Consider the following 15,912-nt stretch of genomic DNA (forward strand, 5'->3'; position numbering starts at 1 on the left):
CCTAGTTCTTCTTCTTTCGTTTCCGCGACCCTGCCCGCAGGGCGATCTCGGCGCCGCGGACCGTTTCGTACTGGTCGGCGTCGATCAGCGATTGGTCGAAGCTGACGCCGGTCATTTCGGAGATTTCGGTCAGCGGGTACATGGCGCCGATGAATTCTTCGGCGACCGTGAACTCCAGTTCCGTGTCGGTGAGATCCTGTTCGAGCACGAAACCATAGCTGGCGAGGCCGTCATTGACGCGGGCGACGACCACTTTCCAAAAGCGGCGCGGCACGAGCGCGCGAAGACTGCTGCCCTTGGGGCCTTTGCCGGCAAAGGTCCGGTCGTCTTTGGCCAGGATCGGCCCGGCGAAAACGCAAAGCCGCTCGCTGGCCGCCTCGGACAGGACATGGTTCTCGAGATCGCCCCAGTTCTTCTCGCCACTGTCGGAGCGGTTGTAGCCCTCGACCTGGGGCGAGCAGTTGGTGACATGGAAGGAGCAGACATTGCCCCGGAGCAGAAGCTCGAAGGTGCTGCCCCACGCCACGTCATCACGCCTGACGATATGGCCCTTGTCGAAAGCGCCCTGATCCTTGACATAGAAGACGTCGGGGATCTGGTACTTGTCGTCAAGCCGCAGATCCGGGAACCAGCGCTCGCTGAACAGGCCCCCGCGCGAATAGTTGCGCCCCTTTTCCGGCTCGCGCAGGTTGCTCTCCTCGGTGACGTTGGAAGCGGTGAAGAGGGCCAACCGCCGCTTGGCGTGCATCTTGAGCGAGAAGTTCTGGTAGTCGAGCCGCGTGCCGCCGGCCTTGAGCGGCGCCAGCACGGACGGGTCGGTGGCCTCAGGCATCGGCACCACGACCGGCGCGAGCTTGGTGCCGCCAGAGAGGAATTTTTCGTCGTAGCCCTCGTAGCGGTCATAGTCGGCGACCGATTTGGGAACGAACGCTCCGCCTGGAGGGGTCGGCTTGGCCGCTTCGAGTTCGACCGATTCCGTTATCGCCTCATGGGCAGGCGTTGCGCCGAGCGAGACGGTGATGCGCAACGGCACTTCGAAGGTGACACTGCCGCCGGGCGAAACGACGACGCCTCCACCGGTGGGCGGCGGCGTCTGGGTGGCGACGCCCGGGATCTGCTTTACGCCGCCGACCTCGACCAGGTTTACCCCCTCGGCCGGCGACGCGCTGTCGGCCTTGTTCCACCAGGCGCCCCAATCGTTGGTGCCGCCGGTGGCGCCGGCGAAATTGAGGCCGAGGTCGACGACCCGCTGGTCCCTGGCCAGCACGCCAGTGGGTACGGCGTAGTTGCGTTCGAGATAGCGGCCGGCGAAATGGAGCCCGACGACCTCGCCGGTGGCGAGATTGATCATGGCGGTACCGGAGTTGCCGCCAGTCGTCGAACAGTCATGTGTGGCCGCGCTGACGATCTTGCCGAAACTCTCGGTGTCGAAACTGCCTTGCAGCATGCCCGGCTGCAGGCGCTTGACCTGGAAGCGGTTGCGCATCAGTTCGGTCTGGACATCGACCGCGTTGCGATTGTCAAACGCCGGATAGCCGATGGCGACGACCTCCTGGCGCGACAGATCGCGCGCGTCGGCGACGGCGAGCGACAGCGGCGTGATGTTGTCGGGCAGGCCCTCGACTTCGAGGATCGCCATGTCCCAATAGGGATGGATCATCCGGACATCTCGGATCTTGAAGACGTTTCCTACTGCCGAATCGCGCTTGAAGTCGATGCCGGCGGCGCGGCCGTTGATGAACTGCAGATTGCGGTCGCCGAGGCCTGCGGCGAAGATCTGCGCGACATGGCGGTTGGTCATCAGGAGGTTGCGCCCGACGACAAAGCCGGTGCCGCCATAGGGGATGTTGGTGTTCCACAACAGCTCGATGCGCCCGATCGCCGGCAGGGCGGATTCGATGCGCTGTCTCAATGCGGCCTCGCTGGTAAGCTTCTTCCACAGCGAATGCCCAGGTGTCGGAGCGCCGTCGAAAGTCAGCGTCGTGAAGGTGCCATCCTTGATGTCATAGACCGGCCGCAACTCCGGGATGATTATGGCTTCCAGATCCGAAAGCTGCTCGGGCGCGACTTCGGCCCCTCGCGCGAGGTTCTCCGCACCGGCGCGCGCCGATTCAAACGCCGCTTCCGTCCTGCCGCCGTCCGTAGGCGCAAGGGACTCCAGAGCGTCACCGGCCATCGTGTCCATGTTGGCGAGGACCGATTCAGTCCCCTCGCCCCCGGTGACGAGATCAAGATATTGACGGATACGCTGCTCTCTGCTGACCGGCATGGTCGCCCCTCCCCCAAAGGTTCTGCCAAAGTAAAGAACTGTATTGCCCCATTTTAGACTGGCGCAATTCTGGCTGGCACGCAAGGAAACAAATCTACGCGCGTCTAATATGACTGAGGTGTGACGTTTGCATGTGTCTTCGCCCGCAGTCGCTCGCGCGATGTGTCACGGTCGCATTATTTTAGCGCCGCCGTATGTGATCTCGATCACAGACGCTCGCGCTGTTTGCGCCCAGCAATCGCAGCGGCGGGAAACGGGCATTGCGGGTCATGCCGCCTTTTCGCGATTTCGACAGCTCTGCAAGGGTTAGCAGGCACCAGGAATTTTCATCACCTAACCATTTTCATAAGTTGTCGTCTGCACGCCTCCGGCTCCTCCCGCCGCGCGTGCAGACGGCTTTCCGCCTGGCGCTAGCCAACACTGGGCGCAACCACTGCTCCACGCCGTTAGAAGGCGTAATGGCAAAGGGATCAACACCGGGCTTTGATGCGGTGCACTCTTGCCTTAAACTTTGGCCGTGAAACTTGGCAATTGCGGCGATTGGGACGTTCAACATGGCTTTTGGCGGCGCGAACGACAGAAACGATCTGCCGCGCCTGGCACGTATCGATCCAAAGCTGTTCGATATCCTGTTCAGCGGCTGCAAGGTCGAGCGCTGCGCCGCGGGCCAGCATCTGTTCGTCCAGGAAGATGCCGCCGACCGCATCTATGGGGTTATGAGCGGCACGGTCGAAATCTCGATCTATTCGCCCGGCGGCCAGAAGCTGGTGGCCAATATCGAGCTTTCGCGCAGCCTGGTCGGCGAGATCGGCGCGCTTGACGGACGGCCCCGCACCGCCACCGCCATCTGCCTTACCGCGTGCGAGCTGGTCTCGCTCAGCAGAACACAACTCTTTGATCGCATTGAAAAAAATCCGCCCCTGGCGCGCGCGATGATCGAGCTCCTGTGCGCCCGGCTGCGCTGGGTCAGCGGCGAGCTCGGCGACCAGGCCTTTTTCGGCATCGAGGCGAGGCTGGCCAAGCGCCTGGTCTTCCTGGCCGAGGTGATGGCCGACGCCGCCGGCTGGATACCGATCTCGCAATCGGAGCTCGGAGAGTTCCTCGGAGCCACGCGCGAGTCCGTCAACAAGACGCTCAACGACTGGCGCAGCCGCTCGTTCATTGCCATCAAACGCGGCGGCCTGCGCATTACCGACACCGGCGCGCTGCGCCACATCGCCGAGTCGCAGGACGACGATTGACGCCGAATCAGAGCCGCGAAATCAGGTAGCGCAGCGCCGAGCGGCTGGGCATGAAAAAATATCCGCCCCCCTTGGTGGTGACGAATTGCGGCATGTCACGGAGCGTCGTGACCTTTTCCCATGACGGAATGGTGAACCTGCCATCGCGGTCGCGCGAACCGATCGTCGGGTCCTTTTCAGCGACGAGGCCTTGGAAAGTGGCCGACGAAACCCAGGTCTGCTGGATGAATTCATACTGGCGCTCGATGTCGGCGTTAAGGCACATGAAGAGCAGCCCCTTTTCGACCTTCCCATTCTTGCCATCCTGCTTCTCATAGGTGCGGCCGACCCGCAGGATACGATGGCGCTTGCCGATATTGATCTGCGTATCGCGGTCCTCGCCCAGCGAATCGCGCGGGTTGGACCGGCGTATGTGGGCACCAAGCGGGCAGCGATGGCCTTGCGGATCCTCGGCGCCAGTGGCGAAGTTGTTGTCGATGACGCGTCCCGGATGATCGGGATTGCGCACCAGCGAGCTACCGTTCTGCCAGCGGCCGAGCATCTTGGCGGCAATCCAATCTTGCGTGATGGTTTGGTTGCCGAGTTCGCTCGCGACCAAGGCTGCAGCCTTTTTGCAGTAGTCGTTGAAGACGTCGACATGCTGCTCGAACTGGCGAATAACGAGGAATGAGCCGTTGCGGCCGAAATCGCGCGGCGGTGTCGGCAGGCCCGGAATCGGCCGGCTACGGCGCACCTGCGAAAGGATTCCGGTCCGATCGCGCGCTGCGCTTACCGAGGGCGAGGCTGGATAGAACCCATGCTCGTCACGATAACCGAACAGGAACTCGCCGGGCGCGACCAGATGCATGGGCGCGGCGCCCCTGCTGGCGCGGGTCGTGCCCCGGACAATCGGCTGTGAAATCCCGTCCGCGAAACCGAAATGCTCGTAGGCTGGCCCACGTTCCGACTTATCGTCACGCTTTGCCCCGTCGGACGATTTTGTATTCGTGTCGGTCGGACCCCGATTTACGGCGAGCGGCAGTTCGGCGACGACCTTCATGCCCGCACCGGTCGTCTTTCGTCTCACGGTGGCAATCTCGGTCTTCAACCGTCCCGGTTCTTCAGCATAGCAGACGATGACCGCGTCCACAGGGTTCTCCAACGACCCCCACTCCCATTCGTCCGGGCCGTCGCGGCCTCGGTCGTCCAGTATGCGGCCACGCTCCGGATTGCCCATGCCGTGGCGAAAGGCGATCGGAAATGTTTCCAGTGGATCGTCCCCCACGCTCTCGTCGAGCCCAAGCTGCCGCAGGCCACCGGGACCAAAGGCTACTATCATGGCTCGCCCGGCCGGCCTGCCTTCGCCGAAACTCGTCTGCTCGACAACGAAATCGAGCCAGGCCCTGCGCTTGGGCGCCGGCAATTTGTCCGGCACGCGGATCGCAAGCATATGCGAATAACCGAGCGGGCCGAGCGGGCCGAAGAAGATGGACTGGATCTCGCCGGTTTCCAGCTGCTGCTCGAGAGGCGCCGGAAAGGCAGAGCTGATATTGGCAAGCAGCGAGGTGGTCTTTTGAACGGTGGTTGTTTCGCTCGCCGGGCGCCGTAGCGAACCGAACAAGCTCAGCCAGTCGCGCGCCTCGTTGCCGACGGCGGAAGCAATGCCGCGCCTGACCCGGGAATTGATCCGGATGCGCGTTGTGTTGATTTGGGGATAGGCGGAGTACCAGAACAGTGTCGGCACCTGCTGGCGCCGCGCCCAGCGCTTGAACCGATCGCCGTCGCGCGCGCCGTCAAGGAACAGCCATCGTGTGCGTGGATAGCCCACGGTGTTGCTCCACACGCCGGTCAGGCCAGCGGATGCCTTGGCGATGAAGTCTTCAAGATAGCTTTCCCAGCTGCCACCGTAGTTGGAGAAGAACATCAGGCGGTTGGAGCCGGGCAGCAGTATCCAGCGGGCGAAATGGATGGTGTTGATGGTGTTGAGGAAGCCTGGCTTGAACACCTTCTGGGCAGCTATCGAGATCAGGTAGAAGGCAAACCTGAGCGCCAGCCGCCGCAAGATGCCAGCCTTCATCGTCGAAATCGCGGTCAGATGGTTCTGCGCCGCGTGGTCTTCCTTGACGAGTATCGCGTTCAATTCAGATATGCTGATCGATGTGCTTTCCGGCTTGTCCCGGTCCTCGCGGCGCCGCAGCGCCAGCAAGCACGAAAACACCAGCAGCGCCGCTGCCACCAACACTCCAAGTCCCGACAACAGAAGTGAAGTGATTGCTACGGCTATGGCGGTGAAGGAGATCTCCTGGGAACTGATGTCGATAGATCTGCCGAACACCACGCTGTAGGTCATGTACCAGCAAGCAGCCCAGATGATCGCCACTGTGACGAAGACCGGCGGTACCAGCAAGGTTGTCATCAGAGCACGACCCCAATGGCCCGGCGGCTTTTCCAGCAGGCTTTCGGCCGGCTCGAACGCCCAGGCAAAGGTCCCCAATGACTGAAGATGCTGGCGAGCTTCAGCGAGCACGGCGGAAGCGTTGCCGGCGCCTTTGCGTGGCCGCTCCACGATGCCGCGCACAGCTTCGAAAAGCTCTGCCTCGGCCCTGATGCGCTGGACCGAGTGACCGGGCGTGCCGGAAAACACCAGCCCGGCGTTGCTGCCGAAGGACGGCGATATGTCGACATTGTGCTTGCGCAGAAAGTCGCTCAAGGCGCCACCGTCGCGCAGGTCGCAGACATCCTTGAAGATCGGCCGCAGCCGGTGCCCGATGGCGTGCGTCACGGCATTGATGACGTCATCGATGCTGCCGTCACCGGAAATCTCGAGCACCAGAGCTCCTTTTTCCTGACGGGAATCAGCATCGATCTCGCCAGTGCCGACAACGGCCAGGCTGGTGAAATGGATGGTGCCGACAATGTCGAGCGCGGTGCGAACCTCTTCGCCGGCCGGATTGCCGAGGCTGGCGACCTTCCCGCGGACAGCGTCCAGCGATCCGGATCGAGTGACTGGACAGACAACCGTCACCATAGACTGCGTGACGGTGCGGCAGAGTGCTGCCGGTTCGAAATCGACCTTGAGGGTTTCCGGATAGGCGCCGATGCGCGTCATCCGCCCGGCCTTGCCAGGCAGACGGCGCAGGCCCTGCTTCTGGAACAGAGCGCGCAGGCTTTCGCCGATCTGGATCCTGGCGATCTCGGCGCCGATGCATTGATGGATGCCGTGGCCGAAGACCATGTAGTCGCGATGCGGCCGCGATGTATCGAACCGGTCCGGATTCTGCACGGCGTCCGTGTCGAACATCGCCGACAAGGTGGCCGGCATCACCACGGTGCCTGCCTTCACCAGGCGCTCGCGGCGCGTGCCCTTGCCGATGATCGCATCGCGGGCGGTGTAGCGCCACGGACCGATCCAGATCGGCTTGAAGCGCATGGCTTCAAGGACGGCCTTGTCGAGCTTGGCGGTGTCGTTTTCGGCAAGTGCCGCGTCAATCGCTTGCCGAGCGTCGGGGCGCGACAGGATCACGTCGAGGCAATTGCCGGCGGCCAGCACATTGGTCGGGACAAAGCCGGCGATCATGCCGAGCATGATCGAATTGAGGTCGTCCCGCGACAAGCGGCCCTGGTCCATCTGGGCAACCAGCCTCGCCAGCGGCTGCTCGGTCTTCAAGCCCCGGTCCCGGACCGACTGGATGGAGCGGTCGATGACTTTGAGAAGCCTATCGCCCGCCACCACCGCGAGTTCGCGCATCACGGGGCTCGCCCCCGGATCCGAAAAGAACAGCGCACTCAGCGCGATCGCCCAGTCGGCAAATTCGGATTCGTCGTCGATCTCGACGCCGAAATAATCGCGGCAGATGTGCACCGGGACGATTTTCATCAACCTGGAGATCGCATCGAAGCCGGGGCTGGCGCGCATCATGATCTCTTGCGAATGACGCGCCGCGATCGGCCTGACGGCGGCTTCGACTTCGGCTGGTGGAAAGGCGCTCAGCACCGACGATTTCATGCGCCGATAGTCGGCGCCGTCCTGCATGCCGAGGATGAAATTAGAGCCTCGCGCGAACTCGGTCATTTCCGGGCCGTACGGGGTTTGGAATTCGTCGCCGCGCTCCAGTATGTCGCGGACATCGGCGTTCTTGGTGACCAGGAGAACGCCGAAGAGTTTTCCGGTCGGGCGGAAGCGCCGCAAGAACGCCAACCACACGCGCGGATGATCTTCGACGATAAATTCGGCGATGCGCGCCAACAGGCCCGTTTTGCGAATCCGGCCGAGATCGAAAGGCGGCATTTCCGACAGCGGTCGCTGGTTTTTCTGGGCCTCTCGAATGCCGTCGAAATACTTCAGTTTGGTCATGCGCGTTCAAGCCCCCCGGCTGTCCACGTCATTGCGATGCCGGCCGTTCAACGCCTAGGTTTGCATCGGTTGTACGTATGTGAATTTTTTCACAGTTAATCCGTGTTCGGCCAGCATTGAGCCTCATGCTCATTTGGCCAGTTGGAAATTGGCGACGAGGAACTCGTTCGCGGCCTTGTCGGTGAAGGGTATCCAGCGCACGCGCTGTTCTGAAAAATCGGGATGCCGGGTGGCGAAAATGGCCATCTCGCGCCGCGCCTGTTCCGGCCGGCCGCTGCGCATCAGCGCGCCGATTTTCAGGAACCTGGCATAGAAATATCCGGGAGACAGGTTGAGCGAGCGGTCGGCGGCGGCGATCGCCGCCGGCCAGTCCTCGACGAAACTGTAAGCGGCCGTCAGTTCCCCCAGATTGTGGAAGCGGTAGAGATCGAACGGGCTCAATCGCTCGGTGTCGAGAAAGAACGGTATCGCTGACGCGGCATTGCCGAGCAGCAGCTGGGCGCTGCCCATGGCCGAACGCGCGAAGGCAAAGCTCGGGTTAATGTGGATCGCTTCCTCGAGATGGTCGACCGCCGATCGCGGCTCGCCCCGCATGATGTCGACGGCGCCGAGATGAGCGTGCGGGCGCGCATCCAGGCTGTCCATCAGCAAGGCCTTGCGGGCAAACTGCTCGACCTTGTTCAAATCGTCGCTATCGCCGAAACGCAGCCATGCCCGCCAGAAATACCACCACGCCATTTCGTTCAGCACAGCGCTTGAATTGGGATCCTCGCGGTAGGCCTTCTGGAAGAATTCCAGCGCGGTTTCGGTGTCGCCGCGGGTGCGGCGATTCATGTGCCAGCGACCGCGCCGCACCAGCTGCCAGGTCTCCAGGCTTTCCCACGGCACCTGGAAGGTGCGCGCCTGCTCCGCCCGATCGACCTCCTTGTCGAGGATCGAAACGATCTCGGCGCCGATCTGATCACGCAGGTTGAAGATGTCGACCAGCTCGCGATCGAAGCGCTGTGACCAGACCAGCCGCCCGTTGGACGCGTCCGCCAGTGAAGTGTTGAGGCGGATCTGGCTGCCATTGCGCATCAGCGTGCCGCTGACGATGTAGCGCGCGCCAAGCGCGTTGCCGATCACCCGCGTGCCCAGCGTATCGTCGCGAAACTGGAAGCTGGAACCCTTGGCGATGACCGAGAGCCACTTGGTGTTGGAAAGACCGTAGATGATGTCCTCGGCGATGCCGTCGGCCATATAGCCGATGTCGTGCTCGCCGCCATCGCCATGGAAGGGCAGCACGGCGATAGCCGGCGGCCCCTTGGACGAAAGCTTCTGCTGGGCGTTCACCTGAGGAATGGCTGCGAACGATGCCGCAGGCGAGGATCCGTTGCCGCCGCGGCCGGCGATAAGCACGCGCACCGGCAGCGCAATGTTCTTCAGCATGAATTCGCCAAGATCGGTGAATTCGGCTGCCGTCTTGTCCTTCACATGGTGCCACGTCGTCTCCGAAACGGCGAGACCGTCGCCCGGCGCGAACTCCTGGATGCGGGCGGCGATGTTGACGTCGTCGCCGTAAAGGCGGCCGCCACGCACGATGACGTCGCCGGTGTTGATGCCAGCGCGAAACGGCATACGCATATCGTCGGCAGCGGATGCGTTAAGGGCGACGATGCGGCCCTGAAAATCGAAGGCCGCGCGCAGGGCCTCGATCGGATTGCCGAATTCGGCCATGATGCTGTCGCCGGCGTCGCCGAACGTGCGGCCGCCAAACGTGCCACAGCTGTCGGCGATGATGTCTCGCCGCTCCTCAAATGCCGCGACAGCAGACTCATCGTCGATGCCCATCAGCCGTGAAAACCCGACGGCATCGATAGAAATGATTGTCGCCAGCTGACGGGTGTAGTTCCGTACAGCCATGTTGGAGCCCCGGTCCCTTCTGGTTCTGATCCAGCACAGGCGACGACCCGTTCCTGAAACATTCCGCCGCGCACTGAGAGAAGAAATCCCGGCGGGTTTGGCGCGCCATGCCACCCCGCCAGGACCAGAACTTTAGCAGGGTCTTGGCGAAAGCTCTACCACCATCGATCTGCCAGGCGCAGGTCGTGGTAACGCACATGGTTAGCCAGCAGTTAGCACAAATATCACGAGCATGGTCGTTCCAACCAAAGCCTGGCGTACCTTCCCGACCAGAGCCTTGGCGGAACAAACTGGCCTGCGAGCGAGTTTCCCGTGCGATCCATGCCAACATGAAATGAGGGCAATCATGCGAAATCTTGTTTTGGCGACCGGCGCTGCTGTTCTTCTAGCCGGCTCAACAGCCTTTGCCGAGGATGACAGGCCGCTGCCGCCGACGAACGCCCAGAAACTGTCGGCAATCATCGCCAAGGTCGAACAGCGTGATGGCTTTCGCTATGTGAAGGAGGTCGACTGGGACAAGGACGGTTACACCGTCACCTACTACACGGCCGACAAGGCGAAAGTCGAGATCACCTTCGATCCGGTGACCGCCGAACCGAAATAGCGCTGCTCGCACAGCTTCGGCAATTCCGTCCGCCGCGCTTTTTGCCTAGAATGGCGGCAGTTGTCGGACAACGGGGCGGCTATGCTTTCTTCCCATCGAATTGCCAATTGGCTCGTGTTCGTCATGGCGCTGGCAGGCGGAGCGATCTGCCTTGATCCAGCACGTGCCGAGGGGCCTTCCTTCGATTGCCGCAAAGCCAATCTGCCGGTGGAAAAGGCGATCTGTGCCGACCCGCAACTGTCGGCCATCGATGCGCTGGTGGCCAAGGCCTTCGTAGGCTTCGAGCCCGCCTTTGGCGGCGACAAGCGCAAGATCGCCCGCGCGCTGATCGCCGACAGGAATGCCTGCGGGCAGGACGCCGCCTGCATCGTCAGTGCCCAGAACAACGCCCTGCAGACCTATGGCAATGCGCCATCCTGGGTGCAGGACTACAATGTCGCCCTGATCGGCAAGAAGGCGCTCGACACCGCCGCGCGCCATCCGGGCAGCCCCGACCAGCCCCTGCCCTCGTCGATCGGAAAATGTGCCTTTACCCACATCACGGCGCTGACGACGCGGCTCGGCGACGACCCGCTGGAAACCGCAAGTCCGGAAGCCGGCAGTCTGGCGCGATTCAGCAATGATGGTGCCGGGGTTTCCTATGAGCGCGAGCCGGGCCTGGCCAGCTCGAAAGTCGGCGACCCCGTCGTGATGTGCCTGATATCAATCCCGCGGGACTGCCCGGAGGGCGATGAACGCGGCCGCGTCTACTATGGCGTCGACCTCACGATAAAGGGCACATGGGTGCTGCCCGATTCGCAGCATATGTGCGGCGGCGCCTGAAGAATTGCCGCAAAACACTGTTGGGTGCACTCTTGCGCCGATACGCCTTTGATGGCTCATTGCGCGCAACAGTTGCAGGGCACGGGGGTGCATTGGCGATGGTAAAGCATGTTTTGAAGCGCATCCTGATGATGCTTGCCGGGTTTTTCGTTTCGGTGCTGATCGGGTTGATCGCCGTGGTGGTGATCTACAGCGCGCTCGCCGCGCTGCCCAACGCGCCGGACTATTTTGGCGCCATGGGGGTGACGCCCGTCGTGGTGCTTTTGTGGCCGCCGCTCGGCATGTTCGTCTATTTCCTGACCATCATATTGACCGGCCTGCAGACGCTGATCTTCGCGCTGATCGCCGAGTTCTTCGCGCTGCGCAATTTCCTGGTCCACATGCTATTTGGCGCGGCTGCCGCAGCAGCGGGCTTCTTCCTGATCTGGCCGGGTGCGGAAGAAGACACACAACGCTGGGCCGATATCGGCATCATCGCCGCCGCCGGCCTGGTCGCCGGCCTGGTCTATTGGCTGATCGCCGGCCGCGACGCCGGCTTCCGGCGTCCGCTCATCCAGCGCTGATCGCACGAAACGCGCGGCCGTCTGATAGTTTAAAGAAACCAAAGGGATGGGACAGGTTCCTCGTTTCGATGAACGAGGAACCCTGGTGGGGTCAGCTCGACGGCGAACGCACCGCCTCGGTTGCGTCCAGTGCCTGCATCAGCCGCGTGTCGCGGTCGTAGACGTCGTTGAAATATTCGACGTTGCCGGACAGGTCCGGCCAGGCGGTGAAGTATGCGACGTAGACGGGAATCTTGCGCGCAACGTCTTCGGTCGCATGGCCGTGCTTCAGCTTTTCGGCGATGTCGTCGACCGAGGTGCCGAGCACCGCCGCCGCCATGCCGCGCGGATCCTGCAGGCGAATACAGCCATGGCTCAGTGCGCGCATGTCACGCTGGAAAAACGACTTCTGCGGCGTGTCGTGCATGTAGATGGCGTGCTTGTTGGGGAACAGGATCTTCAACTCACCCAGCGCATTGGCTTCGCTCGGCTGCTGGCGCACGCTGTAGGGAATGTTGGCACCGTAGGCGCCCCAATCGACGGACGACGAGGGAACCTGCCTGCCGCGCGAATCGGTCACCTCGTAGCCGGCGCGATCGAGATAGCCCGGATCGCCACGCAGCCTGGGCAGCATCTCATTGACGATGATCGACTGCGGCACACCCCAATAGGGATGGAAATCGACCTGCTTGATCTCCTTGAAGAAGAAGGCGGTCTGATTGGTGGTCTTGCCGATGACGACGCGGGTCTTCAGCTTCTCCTCGCCATTGTCGATATAGCTGGCGGTGAAGGCGGGCTGGTTGATGAAGACGCGCGGGCTGCCGAGATCGGACGGCATCCAGCGCAGTTCTTCAAGTGCTACCTGCACTTTCTGCAGCCGGTCGGCCTTGGAGGCGCCGGCGAGCGAAGCGACGGTGCGCGGGCCGATGACGCCATCGCCCTTCATGCCGGCCTTCACCTGCACGGCCTTGATGACCGGCACCAGTTCGGGAACATAGACGTCGCTGGCGCCGAGCCGGGCCAGGATTTCGCCAAAGGCGCCGCCCATCTCGTCATCGAGATTGCGCGCAATCAGCGTCAGCAGCTTCGGGAGTTCAGCACTGGTCTCGCCGGGCTTCAGCAACAGCTTGGGATCGACGACGATTTCGTTTTCGGCGCTGGCCTGCAGCGATTCCAGTTCGACGCGCAGCGCCTGATATTCCGCATTCTGCGGATGCCGCGATTCGAGATAGGTGCGCACTTGCTGGGTGTGGGCGAGCGTCCTCAGCACGCCTTCCATGTCGACCGGCTTCGGCGGAAATTCATAGTAGCCGGTGATGCGGTTGGGATCGACGCGGCCGCTCTGGGCGTCATGGGCATAGCGCAGCACGCGCGCCGACAGCGCCATCTCGAAGCGCACGAGCTCCTTCAGATGCGCGTCGGCATCGACCGCCGATGCGTTGGCTGCCGGCACCTCGACCGAGTAGTCGGCCGGCGTGAGACCGTAGCTTGCCGCTTCGCCAAGCACCCGCACCGCATCCTGGGCGCGGGCATTGGGGTTGCCTTCGTTCACCCAGATGAAGTCCGGATTGGCCGAGTAATAGGCAATCAGCGCCTTGGCGATATCGGGCTCGGCATAGAGTTCGTAGTCGCTTAGGCCTGCAACGGCTTCGCGGAAGGCGGTGCTTGTCGCCGATGGTACAAAGGCAGCGTCCTCGGCAGTTGCCACCTGAGGCGGCGCGGCCACCAATGTCGTGAAGTCGACGCGAACCAGACGGTCGGCTTTGTAGGTGTAGTAGGACGGGCTGCTAATCCTGCTGCCACCTGATACGGCCGGCTTCGGCTTGCGCTTGGGTGGCGGCGGGAATTCGCCTTGCGGGTCGTGCCTGACGCCGCCGCCAAACAGCATGTCGAACAGCCCCTGCGCGCCAGCCTGCGGTACCCCGAAGGCCAGCGTTGCCGCAACCGCAAGCGGCATCACAGTGGCTTTACTTCCCAGAAATTTCATGGATCACCCGCTCCGGCCGCAAGCCGGCTCCCGTTCCGCGCCGCTAGACGATCTTGCCAACCGCATGGCGGATGTAAGGCGCTACTATACTGATTCATACCGATTTCGTTAAGCTTCCATAAATTTCGACGGGTCTGTTGCAGAACGGTTTCACAACATCGTGACGGCTGGGGCGGCGTTGCCGCCGCCCTCCCCCATATGAACGGCTGCCGCCTTCGAGGCAACGAACGGCGCCTCGCGTGCGTCACTTCTGGCGATCGTGGCCGGGGCAATGGCGGCATGGCAGGGGCTGGCCGGAACGGCGTGACAAAGTACCGATGTTGTGCTGGAAATCGGGTCAGCGGCGAAACCGCGCGACCGGGAGGGATTGTTCGTGAAAAAAGGGTATCGCGAGTTGCTCGACGAGGCCAATGCCGAGATCGAGGTCGTGTCGCCGGAGGAAGCAGCCGGGCTGCTCGACGACGAGGACACCATCTTTGTCGACCTGCGCGACCCTCGCGAGGTGGAGCGGGATGGCCAAATTCCCGGCGCCAAGCATGTCACCCGCGGCATGCTGGAATTCTGGATCGATCCCGAAAGCCCCTACCACAAGCCGTTCTTCGCCTCTGGCAAGAGCTTTGTCTTCTTCTGCGCGGGCGGCTGGCGCTCGGCGCTCGCCACCAAGACGGCGCAGGATATGGGGCTGGAGCCGGTCAAGCACATACTCGGCGGCTACACCGCCTGGAAGGCGGCCGGATTGCCGGTCGAGCCGGGCGGCAGGAAGAGGGGCTAGCTCATTTCGCCGGCGTCTCGATCAATGCAGCATCGGCTCGCGTTCACTTCTAACAAAGGTCACGGCGCGTTCGACGACGCCTTTGTCGGCGAGAATGCGGCGGTGGCCGAGCCCGTCGGCCCAATGCAGCCGCACATGGCTGCCCGCGCCGGCGTAGCGTTTGGCATGGTCGGCAGAAACCTCGCGGTCATCGGGCGCGTGGATAACCAGCGTCGGCACCGGCGCTTCGGCCAATTGGCGGTCGCCGGTGAATTCGTTGAGCGGCCTGCCGGATAGCCGCTTCACCTGATCGGCCATGGAGACCTGCGAACGCGGGCCGACATTGAGCATGTGGCTGAAGTCGGCGAAGATTGCCGGCAAGGAGCTGGGTGCGGCGATCAGCACGAGTTGTTCGGCCGCCACCGGCTGGATCCCTCTGATCGAACCGGCAATGGCATTGGCGGCAACAGCGCCGCCGAAGGAATGGCCGACGATCGCCTTGAACGGCCCGAACCATTCACCAGCCACCTTTGCCGCTTCGACCGCGTTGACCATGTTGAGATGGCGGCCCAGTGACTGGCCGTGGCCCGGCAGGTCGAGCGAGGCGACCCTGTAACCGGCTCCGCGAAAGCCTTCGATCAGCGCGCGCATATATTCGGTGCGCGAGCGCCAGCCATGGATCACCAGCACTGTGCCGGCGGACGCCCTGCCCGGCTCGGGCCGGAATTCGTGCACCATGACGCAGCCGTTCCTGGTCTTCAGCCGATGGTGGCGCGCCTCGGCCATGAAGCCCGCCGCACGGTCGACCGCGCGCCGCTCGCCGTCGCTGAGCGCCTTCACGCTCGGCGTGCGGCAGAACAGTTCGAAGGCGGCGCGGCCGCTCAGGCGTGGCGCCACATGCTCGGCGGCGCCGAACACGCCCCGGATGACCTTCAGTCCAAATGATGCCATAGTGGCGATCCATCCATTCCGTTCAAGCATGAACATAATAGTTCAAACATGAACATTAAACAAGACCTGCCCTGGGACAACCCGCGCTTCCGCAACTGGGTCGCGGTGGCGCGCGCCTGCCATGTGCTGGAGCGCGCGTTGGTGATGAAGCTGGCGCCGCTGGACTTGAAGCCGGCGCAGCTCGACGTTCTGATGAACCTCTATCGCCATCCCGGCATGTCGCAGCACGATCTCGCCCGCAAACTGCTGGTCGGCCGCTCCAACATCACCATGCTGTTGCCGCAGCTCGAGGCGCGCGGGCTGCTGCGCCGCGAAGGCGACGAGAAGGACAAGCGCGTGCTGCGGCTGACGCTGACCGAGGCCGGCACGGACCTTTTGATGAAGGCGCTGAAGGTGCATATGGCGCTGATCGAGAAGGCGATGAGCCAATCGACGCCGGAACAATGCGACATGATCGGCGATCAGATGCGCAAGATCTACGATGTTCTGAAGGATACCTGAGCAGCCGGG

General features: G+C 62.8%; 11 protein-coding genes. 6 read left to right on the plus strand and 5 right to left on the minus strand.

Going from position 1 to position 15,912, the window contains the following annotated elements; genetic code table 11:
- Window position 1 precedes the first annotated feature (1 nt).
- Complete coding sequence (locus ACWTU9_RS12990; protein ID WP_455858605.1) at window positions 2–2,269, minus strand: DNA/RNA non-specific endonuclease; 2,268 nt, start codon at window positions 2,267–2,269, stop codon at window positions 2–4.
- Window positions 2,270–2,823: 554 nt separating this feature from the next.
- On the opposite strand from ACWTU9_RS12990, the gene ACWTU9_RS12995 reads away from it, so the two are divergent.
- Window positions 2,824–3,510, plus strand: a complete 687-nt coding sequence (locus ACWTU9_RS12995; RefSeq protein WP_454586927.1) for a Crp/Fnr family transcriptional regulator — start codon at window positions 2,824–2,826, stop codon at window positions 3,508–3,510.
- Between the two features lie 7 nt (window positions 3,511–3,517).
- On the opposite strand, the gene ACWTU9_RS13000 is transcribed toward ACWTU9_RS12995, so the two are convergent.
- Both ACWTU9_RS13000 and ACWTU9_RS13005 read right to left on the minus strand, forming a co-directional pair.
- Entirely contained in the window at window positions 3,518–7,843 is a 4,326-nt protein-coding gene (locus tag ACWTU9_RS13000; protein WP_455858606.1) for a cytochrome P450, read from the minus strand.
- Window positions 7,844–7,972: 129 nt separating this feature from the next.
- The gene (locus ACWTU9_RS13005; protein WP_455858607.1) at window positions 7,973–9,745 is read right to left on the minus strand and encodes an adenylate/guanylate cyclase domain-containing protein; all 1,773 of its coding nucleotides are present in this window, start codon (window positions 9,743–9,745) and stop codon (window positions 7,973–7,975) included.
- 346 nt (window positions 9,746–10,091) lie between these two features.
- On the opposite strand from ACWTU9_RS13005, the gene ACWTU9_RS13010 reads away from it, so the two are divergent.
- From ACWTU9_RS13010 to ACWTU9_RS13020, 3 genes are all read left to right on the plus strand, one after another.
- A complete protein-coding gene (locus tag ACWTU9_RS13010; RefSeq protein ID WP_454575100.1) occupies window positions 10,092–10,349 on the plus strand; it encodes a PepSY domain-containing protein in 258 nt (85 codons plus the stop codon).
- 81 nt (window positions 10,350–10,430) lie between these two features.
- Window positions 10,431–11,171 carry a lysozyme inhibitor LprI family protein gene (locus ACWTU9_RS13015; RefSeq protein WP_455858608.1) on the plus strand — a complete coding sequence of 247 codons (741 nt, stop codon included), beginning with the start codon at window positions 10,431–10,433 and terminating at the stop codon, window positions 11,169–11,171.
- A 98-nt stretch (window positions 11,172–11,269) separates the two neighbouring features.
- Entirely contained in the window at window positions 11,270–11,734 is a 465-nt protein-coding gene (locus tag ACWTU9_RS13020) for a hypothetical protein (protein WP_455858609.1), read from the plus strand.
- Window positions 11,735–11,825: 91 nt separating this feature from the next.
- Here ACWTU9_RS13020 and ACWTU9_RS13025 read toward each other — a convergent pair whose 3' ends face one another.
- Window positions 11,826–13,700 (minus strand): L,D-transpeptidase family protein, encoded by a 1,875-nt coding sequence (locus ACWTU9_RS13025; RefSeq protein WP_455858610.1) that lies wholly within the window; start codon window positions 13,698–13,700, stop codon window positions 11,826–11,828.
- Window positions 13,701–14,073: 373 nt separating this feature from the next.
- Between ACWTU9_RS13025 and ACWTU9_RS13030 the strand changes: the two genes are divergently transcribed.
- Entirely contained in the window at window positions 14,074–14,472 is a 399-nt protein-coding gene (locus ACWTU9_RS13030; RefSeq protein WP_455858611.1) for a rhodanese-like domain-containing protein, read from the plus strand.
- A 21-nt stretch (window positions 14,473–14,493) separates the two neighbouring features.
- Here ACWTU9_RS13030 and ACWTU9_RS13035 read toward each other — a convergent pair whose 3' ends face one another.
- A complete protein-coding gene (locus tag ACWTU9_RS13035; RefSeq protein WP_455858612.1) occupies window positions 14,494–15,402 on the minus strand; it encodes an alpha/beta hydrolase in 909 nt (302 codons plus the stop codon).
- Window positions 15,403–15,450: 48 nt separating this feature from the next.
- Here ACWTU9_RS13035 and ACWTU9_RS13040 point away from each other — a divergent pair, with 48 nt between their 5' ends.
- Complete coding sequence (locus ACWTU9_RS13040) at window positions 15,451–15,903, plus strand: MarR family winged helix-turn-helix transcriptional regulator (protein WP_454586936.1); 453 nt, start codon at window positions 15,451–15,453, stop codon at window positions 15,901–15,903.
- The last annotated feature ends 9 nt before the right edge of the window (window positions 15,904–15,912 follow it).

This window comes from Mesorhizobium sp. 128a (assembly GCF_053848025.1).

Bases quoted from the DNA above. Each gene is read 5' to 3' on its own strand.
- ACWTU9_RS13000 (WP_455858606.1), bottom strand. From the start codon at position 7,843: ATGACCAAACTGAAGTATTTCGACGGCATTCGAGAGGCCCAGAAAAAC.
- ACWTU9_RS13005 (WP_455858607.1), bottom strand. From the start codon at position 9,745: ATGGCTGTACGGAACTACACCCGTCAGCTGGCGACAATCATTTCTATC.
- ACWTU9_RS13025 (WP_455858610.1), bottom strand. From the start codon at position 13,700: ATGAAATTTCTGGGAAGTAAAGCCACTGTGATGCCGCTTGCGGTTGCG.
- ACWTU9_RS12995 (WP_454586927.1), top strand. From the start codon at position 2,824: ATGGCTTTTGGCGGCGCGAACGACAGAAACGATCTGCCGCGCCTGGCA.
- ACWTU9_RS12990 (WP_455858605.1), bottom strand. From the start codon at position 2,269: ATGCCGGTCAGCAGAGAGCAGCGTATCCGTCAATATCTTGATCTCGTC.
- ACWTU9_RS13015 (WP_455858608.1), top strand. From the start codon at position 10,431: ATGCTTTCTTCCCATCGAATTGCCAATTGGCTCGTGTTCGTCATGGCG.
- ACWTU9_RS13035 (WP_455858612.1), bottom strand. From the start codon at position 15,402: ATGGCATCATTTGGACTGAAGGTCATCCGGGGCGTGTTCGGCGCCGCC.
- ACWTU9_RS13010 (WP_454575100.1), top strand. From the start codon at position 10,092: ATGCGAAATCTTGTTTTGGCGACCGGCGCTGCTGTTCTTCTAGCCGGC.
- ACWTU9_RS13020 (WP_455858609.1), top strand. From the start codon at position 11,270: ATGGTAAAGCATGTTTTGAAGCGCATCCTGATGATGCTTGCCGGGTTT.
- ACWTU9_RS13040 (WP_454586936.1), top strand. From the start codon at position 15,451: ATGAACATTAAACAAGACCTGCCCTGGGACAACCCGCGCTTCCGCAAC.